Here is a 17,587-nt window from a genome sequence, read left to right as displayed (position 1 = left end):
GTTGTTTCCCCTTCAACCCATTGGAATACCAACCTTATGGCCGAGGCGTTGAAACAACCCCAACCGGATCGGTAAAATGAGCGACATCGCGACCTACAATTTCGCTTACCTGGACGAGCAGACGAAGCGCATGATCCGGCGCGCGATCCTGAAAGGCATCGCGATCCCAGGCTATCAGGTGCCCTTCGCCAGTCGCGAAATGCCTATGCCCTATGGCTGGGGAACTGGCGGCGTGCAGGTGACGGCATCGATCATCGGGCCGGACGACGTGCTCAAGGTCATCGACCAGGGCGCAGACGACACGACGAACGCGGTGTCCATCCGCGCCTTCTTCCGCAAGGTCGCGGATGTCGAGACCACCACCGATACGACCAAGGCCACGATCATCCAGACCCGGCACCGCATTCCGGAGCAGCCGCTCGTCGACGGCCAGACGCTTGTCTACCAGGTGCCGATCCCGGAGCCGCTACGGTTCCTGGAACCACGCGAGACCGAAACGCGCAAGATGCACGCGCTGGAGGAATATGGGCTGATGCACGTCAAGCTCTACGAGGACATCGCCCGCAACGGTCACATCGCCACCACCTACGCCTATCCGGTCAAGGTCGAGGGTCGCTACGTGATGGACCCGTCGCCGACGCCGAAGTTCGACAATCCGAAGATGCACATGTCGGCGGCGCTGCAGCTCTTCGGCGCCGGCCGCGAACAGCGCATCTACGCGATTCCGCCCTACACGAAGGTCGTCAGCCTGGATTTCGAGGACCATCCTTTCGAAGTGCAGACTTTCGACAGGCCCTGCGCGCTGTGCGGCGCCGAGCAGGTCTATCTCGACGAGGTGATCCTCGACGACCGGGGCGGGCGCATGTTCGTCTGCTCCGACACCGACTTCTGCGAAAAGCGGCGCGAGGCGGGACATGTCGGCGAGCTCGGCATGGCGATGGAGGACGTGCGATGAACGCTCATGTTTCCTCGCGGGCAGACGACGGCCCGCTGCTGCGCGTTTCGTCGGTTTCGAAATCCTATGGTGCGCGCACCGGCTGCGAGGACGTGTCTTTCGAGCTGTGGCCCGGCGAGGTGCTGGCGGTGGTGGGTGAATCCGGCTCCGGCAAGACGACGCTGCTCAACTGCATCTCGTCGCGGCTGCTGCCGACCTCCGGCTCCGTATCCTACCGCATGCGCGACCAAACCTGGCGCGAACTCTACCGCATGAGCGAGGCGGAGCGCCGTTTCCTGATGCGCACCGACTGGGGCTTCGTCCACCAGAACCCGGCCGACGGTCTGCGCATGACGGTCTCGGCCGGTGCCAATGTCGGCGAACGGCTGATGGCGATCGGCGACCGGCACTACGGCAACATCCGCTCGACCGCGATCGACTGGCTCGGCCGGGTCGAGATCGACGCCGACCGGATCGACGACGAGCCGCGCGCGTTTTCGGGCGGCATGCGGCAGCGGCTGCAGATCGCCCGCAATCTCGTGACGTCGCCGCGCCTCGTGTTCATGGACGAGCCGACCGGCGGACTGGACGTGTCGGTGCAGGCCCGCCTGCTCGACCTGCTGCGCGGGCTTGTGGCCGATCTCGGTCTGGCCGCGATCGTCGTTACGCACGATCTTGCCGTCGCGCGACTGCTGTCGCACCGCATGATGGTGATGAAGGACGGCCGCGTCATCGAGACCGGGCTGACCGACCGCGTGCTCGACGATCCGCGCGAGGCCTACACCCAGTTGCTCGTTTCCTCGATCCTGCAGGTGTGATGATGGCAACTCCCCTCGTCGTTTCCGAAGTCGCCAAGGGCTTCGTCATGCATCTGCGCGGCGGGCTGAAACTGCCAGTCGTTGAGGATGTGTCATTCTCGCTGAAGGCCGGCAAATGCGCGGTGCTCGGCGGGCCGTCGGGCGCCGGCAAGAGTTCGATCCTGAAGATGCTCTACGGCAATTACGGCGTCGATGCCGGCCAGATCATCGTGCAGCACCGCGGCACGCTGGTCGATCTCGCCCGCGCCGCGCCGCGCGTGGTGCTGGCTGTGCGGCGCGAGACGATCGGCTATGTCAGCCAGTTCCTGCGCACGGTGCCGCGCGTCTCGGCCCTCGACGTCGTGGCGGAACCGCTGACGGCGGCGGGCGGCGACCGCGACGCGGCCCGCGACAGGGCAGCCGCGCTGCTGGAACGGCTGAACCTGCCGAAGACGCTGTGGTCGCTGCCGCCCGCGACGTTTTCCGGCGGCGAACAGCAGCGCGTCAACATCGCGCGTGGCTTCATCACCGACCATCCGATCCTGCTGCTCGACGAGCCGACGGCCTCTCTCGACGCGGTGAACCGGCAGGTCGTCATCGACCTGATCGCCGAGAAGAAGCAGGCCGGCGTCGCGCTGCTCGGCATCTTCCACGATCAGGACGTGCGCGAGGCCGTGGCCGACATGGTGATCGACGTCACCAGCTTTGCGCCGAAGCGGGTGGCCGCATGACCAAACTCGCGCCCGAGCCGCTTGTCCACCCCACGGCCGAAATCTCGAACTCGACGCTCGGACGCTACACGGAGGTGGCGGACCGTTGCCGCATCGCCGATTCGACCATCGGCGACTACTCCTACATCATGCAGGACGGCTCGGTCTGGTGTGCCGAGATCGGCAAGTTCGCCAACATTGCCGCCGCCTGTCGCCTCAACGCAACCAATCACCCGACGTGGCGACCGACGCTGCATCATTTCACGTATCGCTCGGCCGACTACTGGCCCGACGCGGAGAACGACGAGAGCTTCTTCGGCTGGCGGCGCGAGAACCGGGTAACGATCGGCCACGACACCTGGCTCGGCCATGGCGCGACGATCCTGCCCGGCGTGACCGTGGGCGACGGCGCGGTGATCGGCGCAGGCGCAGTCGTCTCTAAGGACGTCGCGCCTTATTCGATCGTGGGCGGCGTGCCAGCCCGACAGATCCGCGAGCGCTTTGACCGGCGCACCGCAGAGCGATATCAGGCGTTGGCCTGGTGGGATTGGGACCACGACCGCCTGCGCGCCGCGCTCGAGGACTTCCGCACGCTGTCAGCGGGCGCCTTTCTGGAGAAGCACGGCGGATAGGCCCAGAACGGCCGTTCGGCCGGCGCACGGAGCGACGAATGGAGAAAATCGACTTCCGGACGCGGGACCGCCTCCTCTACACCGCGCCCGCCGGACGGTTCGTCGAGGTGGAGGTCCCCTCGATGACCTTTGTGCAGATCGACGGTGACGGCGATCCGAACACGGCGCCGGCCTATCGACGCGCCCTGGAATGGCTCTATTCCACCGCCTACGCCATGAAGTTCGCGGCGAAGGCGAGCCTCGGCATCGACTACGTGGTGCCCCCTCTGGAGGGCCTGTGGCACGCCGACGATCCGGCGGCCTTCGTGCGCCGCCGCAAGGACCAGTGGCGGTGGACCATGATGATCATGGTGCCGCCGTTCGTCGACGGGAGCGCCTTCGACGCGGCCGTCGCCAAGTCCTGCGGCAAGCTCGGCGACCCGCCTCCGACGCTCCGCTTCCAGGCCTATGCCGAGGGTCGCTGCCTGCAGACGCTGCACCTGGGGAGCTACGGCGACGAGGGGCCGGTTCTGGCCCGTCTGCACGACGATGTCATGCCAAATAGCCGGCTTACCTTCAACGGTCCGCATCACGAGATCTACCTGTCCGATCCGCGCCGCGTGGAGCCGGGACGCCTGCGGACGATTCTCCGCCAGCCGGTCAGGCCTCTGGAGCCGGCTTGAGGCTCGCGCACGGGTCCTGTGAACCGTAACACAACTGTCACAGAGCTGACATCCGGCCTTCACCGAAGTCCGATACCCGGTTCTCCCGACGCGAGACAAAAAGCGCGACAGGGAGTTCCATGCTCGATATCCGCAAGGTGACGCGCCGCTTCGGCACCAACGTCGCCGTCAAGAACGTCGACATTCGCATTCCCGAAGGCCAGATGGTGGGTATCATCGGTCGCTCCGGCGCCGGCAAGTCCACCCTGCTGCGGATGATCAACCGGCTGATCGACCCCTCGGAGGGCAGCATCACCTTCGCCGGAACCGAGGTGTCGGCCCTGCGAGGCGCTGCGCTTCGGTCCTGGCAGCGCGATTGCGCCATGATCTTCCAGCAGTTCAACCTCGTGCCCCGGCTCGACGTGGTGTCCAACGTGCTCCACGGAACGCTGAACCGCCGCTCGACGCTTTCCACCGTCTTCAACCTTTTTCCGCGCGAGGACATCCATCAGGCCATCGACATCCTGGAGCGTCTGGGCATCGCCGATCATGCGCAGAAGCGTGTGGAGGCGCTGTCCGGCGGCCAGCAGCAGCGCGTGGCGATCGCGCGCGCCCTGATGCAGGACCCCAAGATCATCCTAGCAGATGAACCCATCGCCTCGCTCGACCCGATGAACGCGCAGGTGGTGATGGACGCGCTGCGCAAGATCCACGACGAGGACGGTCGCATGATCGTGTGCAACCTGCACACGCTCGACACCGCGCGTCGCTATTGCGACCGGGTCATCGGCATGCGGGGTGGCGAGATCGTTTTCGACGGTCTGCCCGACGAACTCACCACATCTGCCGCCCGCGACATCTACGGCGCCGACGAGAGCTTCTCCGAAGAAGCCACCTCCACCTCCATCGAAACCCTGTCGCGGCCCGCGCCGTCGCTCGAGCCTGCCTACGCGCTTTGAGTTTGCCCCATCCGACGACCGACGGTCGCGGACCATCGTCCAAAGGAGAGACCTCATGAAGAAACTGCTCGCAGCGCTGCTCGCGACCGCCGCCCTGGCCGCCCCGGCCATGGCCCAGGACAAGATCAGCGAATTCCGCATCGGCGTTCTCGGCGGCGAGAACGCCCAGGACCGGCTGACCTCGAACGAGTGCGTTCGCGCCTACACCGAGGAACTGCTCGGCGTCCCGACCAAGATCTTCACTCCGGCCGACTATGATGGCGTGATTCAGGGCCTGCTGGGCGGCACCATCGACATGGCCTGGCTCGGCGCTTCGGCTTACGCCAAGACCTATCTGACCAACCCGGAAGCTGTCGACGTCGTGTTGGTCAAGACCAATCTCGACGGTTCGTTCGCCTACCACTCGATCGGCTTCGCCCGCAAGGATTCGGGCATCACGTCGCTCGCCGAAATGAAGGGCAAGAAGTTCGGCTTCGGCGACCCGAACTCGACCTCCGGCTACCTCATCCCGTCGGTCGAGATCCCGCAGGAGACCGGCGCCACGATGGACAACGGCGTCTACTTCGGCGAAGTCGTCTTCACCGGTGGCCATGAGCAGACCATCGTCGCGGTCGTCAACGGCGACGTCGATGCCGGCGTGACCTGGGCCGACGGCCAGGGCGCCTGGGAGGACGGCTACAACTCGGGTGCGCTTCGCAAGGCGGTCGATTCCGGCATCGTCGACATGAACGACATCGTCGAGATCTGGAAGTCCAAGCCGATCCCGGAAGGTCCGATCGTGCTGCGCCGCGCGCTGCCGGCGGACGTCAAGACCCAGATGGTCGACTTCCTGAAGGGCCTGCATGCCAAGGACAAGGACTGCGCCTACAAGATGGCCGCAGGCGAGACGGCGGGCTTCGCGCCGATCACGCACGATGCCTACCAGACCATGATCGACTTGCGCAAAGCAAAGACCAACTGATCAGGCACACATCGACGGACGGGCTTGCGAGAGCCCGTCCGTTCGCATTTTGGAGGCAGGAATGGCGAATGCGACGCTTGGCGCACCGGTTGCCGATATCAAGGCCGGGTACACGGCCATGGTGCAGCGCAAGCGCATCTACTCCGGCATCGTCCTCATCGTCTTCGTCGCGATGCTCGCGGCCGGTTTCGACCTTGCCGACGAGCGAAATGCCGGCGGCTTCTGGGACGGCCTGAGGCACGTCTTCGACTTTCCGACGGAACTCGTGAAGGAAGCGATCGAAAAGGCACCGGCGCTTCCCGGCAACCTTGCCAAGTACTTCCCGGCGCTGATCGAGACGATCAACATCGCCGCCGTTTCGACACTCCTGGGCGCGATGCTGGCGATCCTGCTGTCGCTTCTGTCGACCCGCGGGCTGGCCCGCTGGCCGCGCCTGATCGCTGTCTTCCGCCGCATGATGGACGTTATGCGCGCGCTGCCGGAGGTGGTGATCGCGCTGGTGCTGATCTTCGTGCTCGGCGGTGGTCCGGTCCCGGCCATGATCGCCATCACCTTTCACACGGCCGGCGCCCTCGGGAAGCTGTTTTCCGAGGTCAACGAGAACGCAGACCTCAAGCCGGTCGAGGGGCTGACGTCGGTCGGCGCCTCATGGCTGCAGCGCATGTGGCTCGGCGTGATGCCGCAGGTCGCGCCCAACTACCTCTCCTATGCCCTGCTGCGCTTCGAGATCAACGTGCGCGCCTCGGCCATCCTCGGCTTCGTCGGCGCCGGCGGCATCGGCTCGGAGTTGCGCATCGCCATCTCCTGGGGCGCCGGCCGGTACGACGCCGCGGCGGCGATCTTCATCCTGCTCTTCCTGACGATCGTGGTGATCGACCAGACGTCGAGCCACTTCCGCAACAAGCTCGTGAGGGGGTTCTGATGGCGGTCGCAGACATCGGCTACGACGGGGCCATAGCCCGCGCGTCGGCCGCCAACCTGTTCCGCCGCAAGCGCCTGATTGCTTTCGGCGTACCGACCATCATTCTCGCCTATCTGGTCTACGTGTTCTTCGCCTTCGACATTCCCGGCCTCGCCGAGCGGGCGCGGATCGACAACGCCAGGATCCTGCTTGCCGACACCTATAGCCACAAGGTGCACGTATCGCTGGACAATCGCTCGGGCGAAACGACCGTTGCGATCGAGGGCGAGAACAAGGGCCAGTACGCCGCCGAAGCCTGGCCGGCCTGGGTGCAGCGGGACGGCCCGTCGGTCGTTGTCGAGCTCGGCGAAGGCGAGGTCGTGCGTTTCGATCCGGACGCGGTACGCTATGCCGTTCCCGAGTATGGGATCGTCACGATCCGCCGCACCGATGGCGGGATCGTCCTCGACACGCCGTCCGGCGAGATACCCGAATGGATCAATGCGTCCGGCACGCGCGTCTCGATCACCCGGCCGGCCGGCCGCGTCTCGGTCACGCGCAACCGCACCGAGGCGCTGCGCTACTTCGCCGGGTGGGAACTGTTCTTCTTCACGCTCGACAGTCCGTTCGCGGACAAGTCATGGGCCGAACTGGCCTCGCTCGCGGTCAGCGGCGATCAGGTGCGGCCCGGCCAGTCCAATCTCGTCGCCATGGCCTCCGACTTCTGGAACAACGCCATGTGGCGGCACCGGGATGTCGCCTGGGCGATCTTCGAAACCGTGCTGATGGCCTTCCTGGGAACGATGGGCGCGATGCTGGTTGCCTTCCCGCTTGCCTTCCTTGCCGCCACCAACTTCTCGCCAAACTTTCTGGTCCGCTTCGGCATCCGCCGGCTGTTCGACTTCCTGCGCGGCGTCGACGGGCTGATCTGGACGATCATCCTCTCGCGCGCCTTCGGGCCGGGGCCGCTGACCGGGGCGCTGGCGATCCTGACAACCGATTCCGGTACCTTCGGCAAGCTGTTCTCCGAAGCGCTCGAGAATGTGGACAGCAAGCAGATCGACGGGTTGCGCTCGACCGGCGCCAACGCGCTGCAGCGCAACCGCTTCGGCGTCATCCCGCAGATCGCACCGGTGATCCTCAGCCAGGTGCTCTACTACCTGGAGTCCAACACCCGCAGCGCCACGGTGATCGGCGCCATCGTCGGCGGCGGCATCGGGCTCCTGCTCACCCAGGCGATCCAGACGCAGAAGGACTGGGAAGAGGTGAGCTACTACATCATCCTGACGCTTCTGATGGTCAGCGCCATGGACATCCTGTCGGGATGGCTGCGCCAGCGCCTGATCGGCAGGTCCACGGCGCCCGCCAATTCCTGACGCAGGCAAGGAGGCAGGTCGAGGCGAGGTCCGTTTTTTTCGCCGAGCCCAGAACGGCGGGCAGCCATGACGCGCAGCGCTTGATGTGCTATGCAGAACACTGCCCGGCTTCGTCATTCTGTCACGAAAATCACCTATGCCATCGCCTCCGGCGAGGATGATCCCATGCGATACGCCATCTACTTCACGCCGCCCCACGGCGATCCGCTGACGGCTGCGGCAGCGCGCTGGCTCGGCCGCGACGCCTTCACCGGCAGGCCGGTCGAACGGCCGGTCGTGCCCGACCTGTCGCGCGAGGAACTCGCCTATTTCACCGCATCGGCCCGCCGCTATGGCTTCCATGCGACGCTGAAGGCGCCTTTCGAACTTGCCGCCGACGAGACCGAAACCACCCTGCTCGGCGCGTTCGATGCCTTCGCCGAAGCGCTCGCCCCTGTGGTGCTGCCCGAGATCCGGCTGTCGCAGATCGACCGGTTCTTCGCGCTGACGCCTGCACAACGCAGCGAGCCGCTCGACAGCCTGGCAAGCGACATCGTCGTGGCCTTCGACCGTTTCCGCGCTCCGATGTCGGAAGCCGATATCGCGCGCCGCAACCCCGAGAAGCTGACACCGGCTCAATTGAAATACCTGCAGCAGTGGGGCTACCCCTATGTGTTCGAGGCCTTCCGCTTCCATATGACCCTTTCGGGCCAGGTACCGGCGGCCGATTCGCCGCGCTTCCGGGGCTCGATCGAAAGCTATTTCGGGTCACTGCTCGACGAACCGCTCGTCATCGGCTCGATTGCCCTTTTCGCAGAGCCGGAGCCTGGAGCACCCTTCACCGTGCTGGCGCACCGCGCGCTTGGCCGGATGCCGCAACGAAAGTCCGCCTGACATGACGACCGACCTGATCCTGACAAATGCCCGCATCGTGCTCGCCGACGAGATCATCGAAGGCACCGTTGCCATTCGCGACGGGCTGATAGCCGACGTGTCGCCAGGGATGGTGCTGGGCGGAGAAGATTTCGGTGGCGACTTCCTCATCCCCGGGCTCGTGGAACTGCATACCGACCATCTCGAGGGCCACTACGCACCGCGGCCGAAGGTGCGCTGGAACCCCCTCGCGGCCGTCCTGGCACATGACGCACAGGTCGCGACCTCAGGCATCACCACGGTTTTCGACGCGCTGCGCGTCGGCATGGACGAGGATCCGGAGATCACCGCGCAGGACATGCGCAAGCTCGCCGATGCGATCGAGGACGGCGTCGCCAACGACAGGCTCCGCGCCGATCACTTCATTCACTTGCGCTGCGAGGTTTCCGCCGACGACTGCCTCGAAGGCTTCGCGCATTTCGACGGCGACGAGCGGGTGCGCCTTGCCTCGTTGATGGATCACGCACCGGGCCAGCGTCAGTTCGTGAATCTGGAGACCTATTCGCACTACTATCAGCGTAAGTTGAAACTTACCGATGAGGAGTTCATCCGCTTCTGCGAGAAGCGAATGGCGCAGTCGGAACGGAATTCGCGGAGCAATCGCGTGGCGATCGCCCGGGCCTGCCAGGAGCGCGGAATCGTTCTCGCCAGCCACGACGACGCCACCACCGCCCATGTCGACGAGGCGATCGAGCAGGGTATCAAGGTCGCCGAGTTCCCCACAACTCTGGCGGCGGCGGCTGCCTCCAAGCACGCCGGAATGGGCGTCCTGATGGGCGCGCCGAACGTCGTCCGCGGCGGTTCGCACTCCGGAAACGTCTCGGCACGCGAACTTGCGGAACATGGCTGCCTCGACATCCTGTCGTCGGACTACATCCCCTACAGCCTGATCCAGTCCGCCTTCTTCCTCGGCGACGTGGTGGATTCGATTTCGCTGCCGCAGGCGGTCGCCATGGTTTCGCGCAACCCCGCCGCCGCGACCGGCCTGACCGACCGCGGAGAGATCGCCGTCGGCAAGCGCGCCGACCTCGTGCGCGTTCGCGTCGACGAACACATTCCGGTGGTGCGTTCGGTCTGGCGCGAAGGCCGCCGCGTCGCCTGATGGAACGCGGACACACCACGACCTTGCAGCGCGCCGATCCGCGTGAACGCCAGGGCGCGTTCGTGGCGGTCGTCGGGCCGAGCGGCGTCGGCAAGGACACGCTGATCGCCTATGCCAAGGCCCGGATGGGCACCGACGAACCCACGCCCGTGCACTTCGTTCGGCGCGTGATCACCCGGCCGCCGGACGGATCGACGGAGGACCACGACACCCTGTCCCCGGAAGCGTTCGAGGCAGCGCGGGCAGGCGGTGCTTTCGCCCTGTCCTGGCAGGCGCACGGGCTGCACTACGGGCTGCCGGAGAGCGTCGACCGCCAGATCGCGGCCGGACATACTGTGGTGGCCAATCTGTCCCGCGCCGCCCTTGATGCGCTCCGGGTCCGCTACCGGCACGTCTCGATCGTTGCGATCACCGCCAGTCCCGAAACGCTGGCGAAGCGGCTCGCAGGACGGGGCCGCGAGACCGCCGACGAGGTTTCGGCGCGGCTTGCCCGTGCTTCGGCGCATGAAGCGGCCGTCGGTGGTATCGTTGAGCCGATCGTCAATGACGGTTCGGTCGAGAAAGCCGGCGACGCCCTCGTGGCAGCTATCCGGGCGGCCGGCGACATCGCCGCGGCACCGGTGGACCTCTGACGGCACGGGGACGCCCGAAGGCGACGTTGCATTGAGCGCCGGCGTCAGCCGATCCTGAGAATGTGGTTGTCCCAGACATGGTCCGGCAGCGTGGCATCCTTGCCGGAGGCACAGACGATCCGGCCCTCGCCCGTCGTGGCGATATAGCCGTCGCGGTCGGCGGCGATTCCGCAGACCTCAGCCAGCGCTCGATCCGCGACGATCCTGCCCGTCTTCGCGTCGATGACCGCCAGGCGGTTGCCCTGTGGCGACGACACCGCGACAGTACCGGCGGCAGGATTGGCCGCGACGGATCCGATGTAGTTGCGGAAGCCGGAGAGGATGTCGGGGGCCATGTCGAGCAGGGCGACGGTCTCGCCCGGCCGCACCGAACCGACGAGCGGCGGGCGGTCGAGGGCCGGACCCTCGTACTGGCAGCCGAACCAGACGCGGCCGTCAGCGTCGAGGTCCATGTGGCGGATCGAGAGCTGGTGCAGATCCGGCGACAATTCGTGGCTTTCGACCAGCGATCCGGTGTGACGGTCGAGGAAGACCAGCGACGGCTTCATCGTGGCGAGGTTGAGCTTGGCACGGCCGAAGTCGGGATGGGTCTCGATACCGCCATTGGCGACCGCAAGGGTGCGCCCGTCCGGCATCAGGAGAAGTTCGTGCGGGTCCATGCCGTGGGTCGGGAACTCGCCGATGCGGTCAAAACCGCCCGTTGCATCGTAGACGCCGATCAAGCCCGCCGCGGCGTCGATGTCGTTCTCGGTGGCGTAGAGCAGCTTCCCGTCGGGAGAGAATACGCCATGACCGAAAAAGTGACGACCCGGCGCGGCCGCCACGGTCACCGGCGCGGCGCGCCCGATCCGGTCGAAGACCAGCGCGAAGGTGCCCGGTCGGCGTGCGAAGGCCACGGCACGGCGCGACAGCGGGTCGAAGGCTATGTCGTGGCCGCGGCCCGGCAGAGGTAGAGTGCAGACGAGACGCCCGCCTTCGGAGAGAAGGGCGATGCCATACCGGCCCTGCCCGTCGACATAGGCCGTTGCAAAGACCGCGTCGGCGGCAAGCATGGCCGTGGCTGCGCCCGGCGACAGACCAGCCAGAAAGGCACCTCCCGCCGCCTGCAGGAAGATACGACGGTCGACGAGCGAGCCGGTCCGGGCACGACGCATCGTCAGTCGCCGTCCAGCGAGGAGAAGCCCACGGTGAGGCCGAACTCGGCGCTCAGTTGCCGGCCGATCACGTCGGACAGGCTCGATGTGACGAGACGGACATAGTCGAGCTTCGCGCGCAGATCCGGATCCGCCAGGATGTCGGCGACGGACCGCCCATCCAGCGTTTCGAGCGCGCGGCTTGCGTTGGCAAGCTCGAACCGCGCGGAACCGACGATCCAGCGGCGGTCCTCGGGCAGGTGAGCGGCCATGTCGGAGGCTTCCATCAGGCCTGCGATCGATGCGAGGTTGCCGCGCAGGGCCGCAATCGTTTCGCCCGAGCGCCAGAACAGCGCCTGCTTCGGCTTGTCGTCGGCGGCGTCTTCGCCAAGGAAACCGTTGATGCGGACGTCGCGGACGAGTTCCAGGCCGTGAATCATCGTATCGAGCAATTCGCCCAGTGCCTCGCCGCCGTCGCGGTAGAGCGGGTTGCCCGGGCCAGGTGCAGCCCAGAGGCCGGCGGCGCCCGCGCCCCCGACCCAGGCCGCGTCGAGTGCGCCTGCGATCGCCGCGACGTTGCCGGATATCGCTGAGGCGTAGGCGCAGCGGAAGCCGGCCGCATCCGCGAGGTCGTCGCTGCCGGTGCCGAACAAAACGAACTCCATCGCGCCCAGCCCCTGCACCGCGACGCTCTTGCCTGCGAGGGATGCGGCGGCGGCGGCGGTAGCGTCCGACTCAGCGAGGATAGCCTGCACCTGCTTCAGACCGGTCGAGCGCCGGTCCGGCCAGTACAGGACGCGTTCGAGCCGATTCTCCTCCGTTACCGGGCCGAAACGCACGAGCTCGATGCGCGACCAGGCACCTGCGGTTGCGGCGAATGCAGCGCGGGCCGCCGCCAGCTGGGCAGCGGAAGGTCCGGCGCACAGCGTGTCGACGGTTTCGCGCAAAGCACCCGCGTTCGACGCGAAGGACGCGTAAGCGGGCCGGACATAGCTCTCGATTGCGCCTTGTACCATCGCCGCGGCGCCGGGCGGCTCGGCGGCAATGGCCGGAGTCGCGGCGGCCTGCGCGAAGCAGGCAGCGAAAAGCAGACGTTTCAGGATCATCACAGCGATTCCAGGAACCGGAGGAGCGCGTCGCGATCGGCCTTCGGCAGAGCCTGGAAGCCATCGGTCACGGCTTCGGCTTCACCGCCGTGCCAGAGGATGGCTTCGGTCAGATTGCGCGCGCGGCCGTCATGCAGGAAGAAGGTATGGCCGCTGACGGTTTTCGTCAGGCCGATGCCCCAGAGCGGCTGCGTGCGCCATTCGCCGCCCCGCGCGTCGCCCACCGGCTGCCAGTCGGCCATGCCGGGGCCGAGATCGTGCAGCAGGAAATCCGAGTAGGGCCAGATCAGCTGGAAGGCGAGCGTCTCGTCGGGCGCATCCTTGCGGGTCACGAACTTCGGGGTGTGGCAGCCGGCGCAGCCGATCGTGTTGAAGATTTCCTTGCCGCGCAGGACCTCGGGATCATCGACGTCGCGGCGGGCAGGCACGGCCAGGTGCTGCGAGTAGAAGGTGACGAGGTCGAGCACGGGATCGGGGGCCTCCGTCTCGCCCAGCCGCGGCTGCGCGCCATTCGGCGCTGCCCGACAATCGGGCTGTGCCTCCGTGCAATCGCCCCAGCTTTCGGGATGATCGGGATTGGAGATGCCGATATCGCCGGAGAAAGCGCCTGCGGACTGCGCGCGGATGGTCGGGTTCTGCGCCTTCCAGCCGAAGCGGCCAAGCACGAGTTCACCGGTCGTCGGATCGCGCACGATGGTGGCGCGGCCGGATATGCCGTCCCCATCAGCGTCGTCGGGATCGGCGCGCGCCAGAATGTCAGCGGGATGGATCTGCTCGACGAGGCCAAGGCCGATCATCGCGGGGGTGACGCGCGGCGAGAGCGTGGTGGTGACGTCCAGCGGGCCATAGGCGAGGTCGGTGACGGAATAGGCGGGACGCCGCATCGCGACCTCGGTGCCGTCGTCGAGGGCGATGAGGAAGTCCTCGTAGTCGATGACCATCCGGCCCTCACCCCGCATGCCGGGGACGGCGAGGTCCTGCAATTGGCCGCCATAGACCGGATCGGGCAGGTTGAGGATTGCCTTCGACTTGATGAGTTCCTGTTCCTGCGGCGTCCGCGGGGCGCGTGACAGGCGCAGGAACATCGACGTGGCATCGGCGGCGCCTTCGGGCGGATGGCCGCGACCATCCTTCAGGTGGCAGCTCTGGCAGGCGCGCGCGTTGAAGAGAGGACCGAGCCCGTCGGAGGCCTGAGTAGAAGAGGGCGACGAGACCCACAGCTTCCGGAACAGCGCGTTGCCGAGCTTGAAGGTCTCCTCCTGTTCGAAGCTCAGATTGGCGGAGAAATTCGAGAAAGCGTCCTGGTTGACCAGCTTGCGCGACGTACCCGCGCCGCCCTGCATGGCCTCGAATTTTTCCGGCTTCGAAAAATCGGTGGCAGGCGCGGTAACGGCCGAAACCCGTTCGCGTTCCTCGGGCGACAGGTCGTCGCGGGCCGAAGCGATCGCTCCGGGGCCGAAAGCATGGGCGGCGGCACCCGCGAGGATCACCGCCGCGATCGCGAGCGACGTGCGCATGCGGCGCGCGAAACGACGCGAGGGCCGCATGCGCATCGTGCCTCAGTCGTCGCCGTCAGCCGAAGCGGCGTTCAGAAGACCGTATTTCTCCTCGCCGATCGACTTCATGAGGTCGAGCTGCGTCTCGAGAAAATCGATATGGCCTTCCTCGTCCTTCAGCAGATCTTCGAAGAGCTGCATGGTGACATAGTCTCCGAGCTGCTGGCAGATCTCGCGCGACTTCTTGTAGGAGGTTCGCGCATCGTACTCGCCGGCCAGATCCGCCTCGAGCACTTCCTTGACATTCTCGCCGATCCGCAGCGCGCCGACCGACTGAAGGTTCGGATGCCCCTCCAGGAAGATGATCCGCTCGATGATCTTGTCGGCGTGATGCATCTCCTCGATGGATTCCTCGCGCTCCTTCTTGGCGAGCTTGGCATAACCCCAGTCGTCGAGAAGACGATAGTGAAGCCAGTACTGGTTGACCGCGCCCAGCTCCAGGAACAGAGCTTCGTTAAGCCGCTCGATGACTTGTGGTTCGCCCTTCATGGCGCCTGCTCCCATATTGACCGCGCAGACTGCGCACGCGGTCCAGGTGTGAAACGATCTCCACGGCGCTCGCCTCCGAACGCGCGTGGTACTCCTCGGTGACCCGGATGATCGTTTCCACCACATTTGGGAAACAGCCGCAACAGCGACCTCGCTTGGAGAGGGCGTGGTAAACCTTCGCAGGCACGATGAGCTGCCACGGATCGGCGTCGAGCAGGTCGACGATGGTCTGCTCGATTTCGCTCTGCTTGATCATGTTGCACTGGCAAACAAGCATTTCACACTTCGTCCCGGCTGGTGGCCGTCAGGCCATTGGCTAGAAGCAGGGTCGGCCCCCGTTCACTGGAAGACCGCGTTCGGATTGTCGAGGCTGTCAGAGCCTTCGAACTCGATGGCGTCGAGCTTCAGGGTCGCGACCACGCGTTCGATCGATCGGGTCTGGTCGATGAGCCCGTCGATGCCGGCCTGCACGGCGGCGTTGCCCTCGGCATTCCCTTCGCCGATCATCTGGTCGTAGGCCTCGCCCGCCTCGGCGCGCGCCGCCATTGCCTCCATCGCCGCGACCGTCGCATCGAGCTTGGTCGACAGTTCGGCGTCGAGTGCGGGATCGGCGTCCTTCACGAGATCGGCAATCGAAGCACCGTCGACGACCGAACCGTCAACCCGGGTATAGCTGCCGTGGTAGACGTTGCGGATGCCGATGGCGTCGTAGAGATGCGATATGTGGGTGTTGTCGGAGAAGCAGTCGTGCTCCTCCTCGGGATCGTGCAGAAGCAGACCGAGCTTCATGCGCTCGCCCGCGAGTTCTCCATACGAGAGCGATCCGAGCCCGGTGAGGATCGCCGCGAGGCCCTTACGTGGATCGCCTTCCATCAGGTGGGCGCGAGCTGCGCCGCCCGGCTGCCAATTGCCGACCATCTCCTCGAGGTCGGAGACAAGCAGGTCGGTCGCCGCGTCGAGATAATGTGCGCGCCGGTCGCAGTTGCCGCCAGTGCAGTTGGCCGCATCGTAATCGGTGAAGGGACGGTCGCCGGCGCCGGGTCCGGTGCCGTTCAGATCCTGCCCCCAGAGCAGGAACTCGATCGCGTGGTAACCGGTGGCGACATTGGCCTCGATGCCGCCGGCCTCCTGCAGGGTCCCGGATAGGAAGGAAGGCGTGATCTGGGAGGCGTCGACACCGGTGCCGTTGATCTCGATGGTCGGATTGGAGATCACGTTCGCGGTGTAGAGCCCGTTGTCGTCGGATTCGGAGCCGTAGCTGGGGTCGACATAGTCGATCAGTCCTTCATCGAGAGGCCAGGCGTTGACCCGCCCCTCCCAGTCGTCGACAATCGGATTGCCGAAGCGAAAGGCCTCGGTCTGCTGGTAGGGAATCCGCGCCTCCCTCCAGGCGGCGCGCGCCGTGGCGAGAGTCGCCTCGGACGGCGAGTCCAGGAACGCGTCGACGGCAGCGTCCAGCGCCTTCGCCGTGACGAGTGAATCTTCGTATTTGGCCAGCGCGATGTCGGAATAGGTGGCGAGAACGGCCGACGGATCTGCTTCGGCGAACGCAGCGGTCGAGCCAAGGGACACGCTCATCGCAAGCATCAGTGCGGTCGTTCGAATGGTCTTTGCCGGCACGATCCGTTCCCTCGAAAGTCGGGTTCTGGGGCCTGATACGCGCGGCAAGACACAGCCCCTGCGTGGTCGATGAGGCCCCACTCGGAGACCATAAAGACTCCGGATGCGCCGGCTGTCAACGGAACTGCGAGGAAAACCCTATTGAAATCAATGTTTTAGAATTATTCTAAAGTGGACTTGATCATCAAGGTCATGTTTTTTCTGCGATTCCTGCCCTCTGCGACGTGCTGCCGCAGTGCGGGCAGGTCTGACACCACTCTCTGTCAACCGATGATGAGGAGAGCCAGGGTCTCGGCGATCAGGGCCGGGCGCGGCTCGCCCTCGATCTCGATCGTGCTGGAGCACTTCATGAGATGCTGGCCCGGGGTCTTTTCCTCGAGCGAGATCAGTGTGCTGTGCATGCGCACGCGACTGCCCGCCTTCACGGGCGACAGGAAGCGGACCTTGTCGAGCCCGTAGTTCAACGTGGCGCCAATGCTATCCGGCACGGCCCCGATCTCGTAGCTCATCACGGGAACGAGTGAGAGCGTCAGGTAGCCGTGGGCGATCGTCGCGCCGAAGGGGCTTTCGCGACGGGCACGCTCCACATCGACATGAATCCACTGGTGGTCGCGCGTGGTCGCGGCGAACTGGTCGATCATAGCCTGGTCGACAATGATCCAGGAGGACACGCCGATCTCCTGCCCCACCTTGCCGGCGAGTTTTTCCAGTGGGTGCGTCGTCTCGGCCATCTTCTCGCCTTCCTTCGGGTGTGGTGCATGCTGCACTGCAGCGGATGCTTTCATACGGCGGTCGACGCGGGATGAAAAGCGATGCCGAAACGGCCCGCTGCGGGTTTACGAAATGGAAACCATCATATGATCTCCAGCGCGCAGCGTGAGGAAATTCACCGAGCATTCATCTTGCTCTGATACTTTGCATCTCCATTCGGAAGGGACAGTCCGAAGGACGGGAATCGATACAATGGCGTTCTGGAGCAGCTTGATCGGTTGTGCTGCGGCAATCCGCAATTTTTTCGCGCCGCGCTACAGGCCGGAGCAGCACTACATGCGGGGACCGGGTCCGGCCTGCGCGCGCCAGCGCGACGTGGTCTCCACCGGTGCGCGCATCACCTTCCAGTAGCGTC

The 17,587-nt window shown here is 65.7% G+C and carries 20 protein-coding genes; 13 read left to right on the top strand and 7 right to left on the bottom strand.

Going from position 1 to position 17,587, the window contains the following annotated elements:
• Nucleotides 1-76 precede the first annotated feature (76 nt).
• The 12 genes from N1F91_RS06415 (at nt 77) to phnN (ending at nt 10,557) form a co-directional block, all read left to right on the top strand.
• Entirely contained in the window at nt 77-955 is an 879-nt protein-coding gene (locus N1F91_RS06415) for an alpha-D-ribose 1-methylphosphonate 5-phosphate C-P-lyase PhnJ (RefSeq protein WP_289990924.1), read from the top strand.
• Entirely contained in the window at nt 952-1,752 is an 801-nt protein-coding gene (gene phnK / locus N1F91_RS06410; protein ID WP_289990923.1) for a phosphonate C-P lyase system protein PhnK, read from the top strand. The genes N1F91_RS06415 and phnK overlap by 4 nt, the downstream gene beginning before the upstream one ends.
• Nucleotides 1,753-1,754: 2 nt before the next feature.
• Nucleotides 1,755-2,462 (top strand): phosphonate C-P lyase system protein PhnL, encoded by a 708-nt coding sequence (gene phnL, locus N1F91_RS06405; protein WP_289991127.1) that lies wholly within the window; start codon nt 1,755-1,757, stop codon nt 2,460-2,462.
• The gene (locus tag N1F91_RS06400) at nt 2,459-3,073 is read left to right on the top strand and encodes a DapH/DapD/GlmU-related protein (protein WP_289990922.1); all 615 of its coding nucleotides are present in this window, start codon (nt 2,459-2,461) and stop codon (nt 3,071-3,073) included. The genes phnL and N1F91_RS06400 overlap by 4 nt, the downstream gene beginning before the upstream one ends.
• Before the next feature lie 38 nt (nt 3,074-3,111).
• Nucleotides 3,112-3,735: a GyrI-like domain-containing protein gene (locus N1F91_RS06395; RefSeq protein WP_289990921.1), complete on the top strand. Its 624-nt coding sequence runs from the start codon at nt 3,112-3,114 to the stop codon at nt 3,733-3,735.
• Between the two features lie 119 nt (nt 3,736-3,854).
• On the top strand, nt 3,855-4,673 hold the full coding sequence (gene phnC, locus N1F91_RS06390; protein WP_289990920.1) for a phosphonate ABC transporter ATP-binding protein: 819 nt from the start codon (nt 3,855-3,857) through the stop codon (nt 4,671-4,673).
• A gap of 55 nt (nt 4,674-4,728) precedes the next feature.
• Entirely contained in the window at nt 4,729-5,634 is a 906-nt protein-coding gene (phnD, locus tag N1F91_RS06385) for a phosphonate ABC transporter substrate-binding protein (protein ID WP_289990919.1), read from the top strand.
• Nucleotides 5,635-5,695: 61 nt separating this feature from the next.
• Nucleotides 5,696-6,556, top strand: coding sequence for a phosphonate ABC transporter, permease protein PhnE (phnE, locus tag N1F91_RS06380; protein ID WP_289990918.1), 861 nt, complete (start codon nt 5,696-5,698; stop codon nt 6,554-6,556).
• Nucleotides 6,556-7,911 (top strand): phosphonate ABC transporter, permease protein PhnE, encoded by a 1,356-nt coding sequence (phnE, locus tag N1F91_RS06375; RefSeq protein WP_289990917.1) that lies wholly within the window; start codon nt 6,556-6,558, stop codon nt 7,909-7,911. The genes phnE (N1F91_RS06380) and phnE (N1F91_RS06375) overlap by 1 nt, the downstream gene beginning before the upstream one ends.
• Before the next feature lie 165 nt (nt 7,912-8,076).
• On the top strand, nt 8,077-8,784 hold the full coding sequence (locus N1F91_RS06370; RefSeq protein ID WP_289990916.1) for a DUF1045 domain-containing protein: 708 nt from the start codon (nt 8,077-8,079) through the stop codon (nt 8,782-8,784).
• A gap of 1 nt (nt 8,785) precedes the next feature.
• On the top strand, nt 8,786-9,925 hold the full coding sequence (locus tag N1F91_RS06365) for an alpha-D-ribose 1-methylphosphonate 5-triphosphate diphosphatase (RefSeq protein WP_289990915.1): 1,140 nt from the start codon (nt 8,786-8,788) through the stop codon (nt 9,923-9,925).
• Nucleotides 9,925-10,557, top strand: a complete 633-nt coding sequence (gene phnN / locus N1F91_RS06360) for a phosphonate metabolism protein/1,5-bisphosphokinase (PRPP-forming) PhnN (protein WP_289990914.1) — start codon at nt 9,925-9,927, stop codon at nt 10,555-10,557. The genes N1F91_RS06365 and phnN overlap by 1 nt, the downstream gene beginning before the upstream one ends.
• A 44-nt stretch (nt 10,558-10,601) precedes the next feature.
• On the opposite strand, the gene N1F91_RS06355 is transcribed toward phnN, so the two are convergent.
• The 7 genes from N1F91_RS06355 to N1F91_RS06325 all read right to left on the bottom strand — a co-directional run bounded on the left by N1F91_RS06355 (nt 10,602) and on the right by N1F91_RS06325 (nt 17,192).
• Complete coding sequence (locus N1F91_RS06355) at nt 10,602-11,711, bottom strand: DUF1513 domain-containing protein (protein WP_289990913.1); 1,110 nt, start codon at nt 11,709-11,711, stop codon at nt 10,602-10,604.
• 2 nt (nt 11,712-11,713) lie between these two features.
• On the bottom strand, nt 11,714-12,796 hold the full coding sequence (locus N1F91_RS06350; RefSeq protein WP_289990912.1) for an imelysin family protein: 1,083 nt from the start codon (nt 12,794-12,796) through the stop codon (nt 11,714-11,716).
• Nucleotides 12,796-14,313 (bottom strand): di-heme oxidoredictase family protein, encoded by a 1,518-nt coding sequence (locus tag N1F91_RS06345; RefSeq protein ID WP_289990911.1) that lies wholly within the window; start codon nt 14,311-14,313, stop codon nt 12,796-12,798. The genes N1F91_RS06350 and N1F91_RS06345 overlap by 1 nt, the downstream gene beginning before the upstream one ends.
• Before the next feature lie 42 nt (nt 14,314-14,355).
• Nucleotides 14,356-14,841: a bacterioferritin gene (gene bfr / locus N1F91_RS06340; RefSeq protein WP_289990910.1), complete on the bottom strand. Its 486-nt coding sequence runs from the start codon at nt 14,839-14,841 to the stop codon at nt 14,356-14,358.
• Nucleotides 14,807-15,118 (bottom strand): (2Fe-2S)-binding protein, encoded by a 312-nt coding sequence (locus N1F91_RS06335; protein WP_289990909.1) that lies wholly within the window; start codon nt 15,116-15,118, stop codon nt 14,807-14,809. The genes bfr and N1F91_RS06335 overlap by 35 nt, the downstream gene beginning before the upstream one ends.
• A gap of 62 nt (nt 15,119-15,180) precedes the next feature.
• Nucleotides 15,181-16,428: an imelysin family protein gene (locus tag N1F91_RS06330; protein WP_289991125.1), complete on the bottom strand. Its 1,248-nt coding sequence runs from the start codon at nt 16,426-16,428 to the stop codon at nt 15,181-15,183.
• Nucleotides 16,429-16,724: 296 nt separating this feature from the next.
• Nucleotides 16,725-17,192, bottom strand: a complete 468-nt coding sequence (locus N1F91_RS06325; protein ID WP_289990908.1) for a MaoC family dehydratase — start codon at nt 17,190-17,192, stop codon at nt 16,725-16,727.
• Nucleotides 17,193-17,424: 232 nt separating this feature from the next.
• Between N1F91_RS06325 and N1F91_RS06320 the strand changes: the two genes are divergently transcribed.
• Entirely contained in the window at nt 17,425-17,583 is a 159-nt protein-coding gene (locus tag N1F91_RS06320) for a hypothetical protein (protein ID WP_289990907.1), read from the top strand.
• Nucleotides 17,584-17,587 lie beyond the last annotated feature (4 nt).

This window comes from Aquibium sp. ELW1220 (genome assembly GCF_030398385.1).
Lineage (GTDB): Bacteria > Pseudomonadota > Alphaproteobacteria > Rhizobiales > Rhizobiaceae > Aquibium.
Note: the sequence above shows the minus strand (reverse complement) of the source record. Positions and strands in the feature narration are given on the sequence as shown.

Excerpts from the sequence above, each read along its gene's own strand:
- N1F91_RS06325 (WP_289990908.1), bottom strand. The coding sequence starts at position 17,192 with ATGGCCGAGACGACGCACCCACTGGAAAAACTCGCCGGCAAGGTGGGG.
- bfr (WP_289990910.1), bottom strand. The coding sequence starts at position 14,841 with ATGAAGGGCGAACCACAAGTCATCGAGCGGCTTAACGAAGCTCTGTTC.
- phnK (WP_289990923.1), top strand. The coding sequence starts at position 952 with ATGAACGCTCATGTTTCCTCGCGGGCAGACGACGGCCCGCTGCTGCGC.
- N1F91_RS06350 (WP_289990912.1), bottom strand. The coding sequence starts at position 12,796 with ATGATCCTGAAACGTCTGCTTTTCGCTGCCTGCTTCGCGCAGGCCGCC.
- N1F91_RS06365 (WP_289990915.1), top strand. The coding sequence starts at position 8,786 with ATGACGACCGACCTGATCCTGACAAATGCCCGCATCGTGCTCGCCGAC.
- phnE (WP_289990918.1), top strand. The coding sequence starts at position 5,696 with ATGGCGAATGCGACGCTTGGCGCACCGGTTGCCGATATCAAGGCCGGG.
- N1F91_RS06320 (WP_289990907.1), top strand. The coding sequence starts at position 17,425 with ATGGCGTTCTGGAGCAGCTTGATCGGTTGTGCTGCGGCAATCCGCAAT.
- N1F91_RS06335 (WP_289990909.1), bottom strand. The coding sequence starts at position 15,118 with ATGCTTGTTTGCCAGTGCAACATGATCAAGCAGAGCGAAATCGAGCAG.
- N1F91_RS06395 (WP_289990921.1), top strand. The coding sequence starts at position 3,112 with ATGGAGAAAATCGACTTCCGGACGCGGGACCGCCTCCTCTACACCGCG.
- N1F91_RS06370 (WP_289990916.1), top strand. The coding sequence starts at position 8,077 with ATGCGATACGCCATCTACTTCACGCCGCCCCACGGCGATCCGCTGACG.
- N1F91_RS06355 (WP_289990913.1), bottom strand. The coding sequence starts at position 11,711 with ATGCGTCGTGCCCGGACCGGCTCGCTCGTCGACCGTCGTATCTTCCTG.
- N1F91_RS06415 (WP_289990924.1), top strand. The coding sequence starts at position 77 with ATGAGCGACATCGCGACCTACAATTTCGCTTACCTGGACGAGCAGACG.
- phnD (WP_289990919.1), top strand. The coding sequence starts at position 4,729 with ATGAAGAAACTGCTCGCAGCGCTGCTCGCGACCGCCGCCCTGGCCGCC.
- phnE (WP_289990917.1), top strand. The coding sequence starts at position 6,556 with ATGGCGGTCGCAGACATCGGCTACGACGGGGCCATAGCCCGCGCGTCG.
- N1F91_RS06330 (WP_289991125.1), bottom strand. The coding sequence starts at position 16,428 with ATGCTTGCGATGAGCGTGTCCCTTGGCTCGACCGCTGCGTTCGCCGAA.
- phnN (WP_289990914.1), top strand. The coding sequence starts at position 9,925 with ATGGAACGCGGACACACCACGACCTTGCAGCGCGCCGATCCGCGTGAA.
- N1F91_RS06400 (WP_289990922.1), top strand. The coding sequence starts at position 2,459 with ATGACCAAACTCGCGCCCGAGCCGCTTGTCCACCCCACGGCCGAAATC.
- N1F91_RS06345 (WP_289990911.1), bottom strand. The coding sequence starts at position 14,313 with ATGCGCACGTCGCTCGCGATCGCGGCGGTGATCCTCGCGGGTGCCGCC.
- phnC (WP_289990920.1), top strand. The coding sequence starts at position 3,855 with ATGCTCGATATCCGCAAGGTGACGCGCCGCTTCGGCACCAACGTCGCC.
- phnL (WP_289991127.1), top strand. The coding sequence starts at position 1,755 with ATGGCAACTCCCCTCGTCGTTTCCGAAGTCGCCAAGGGCTTCGTCATG.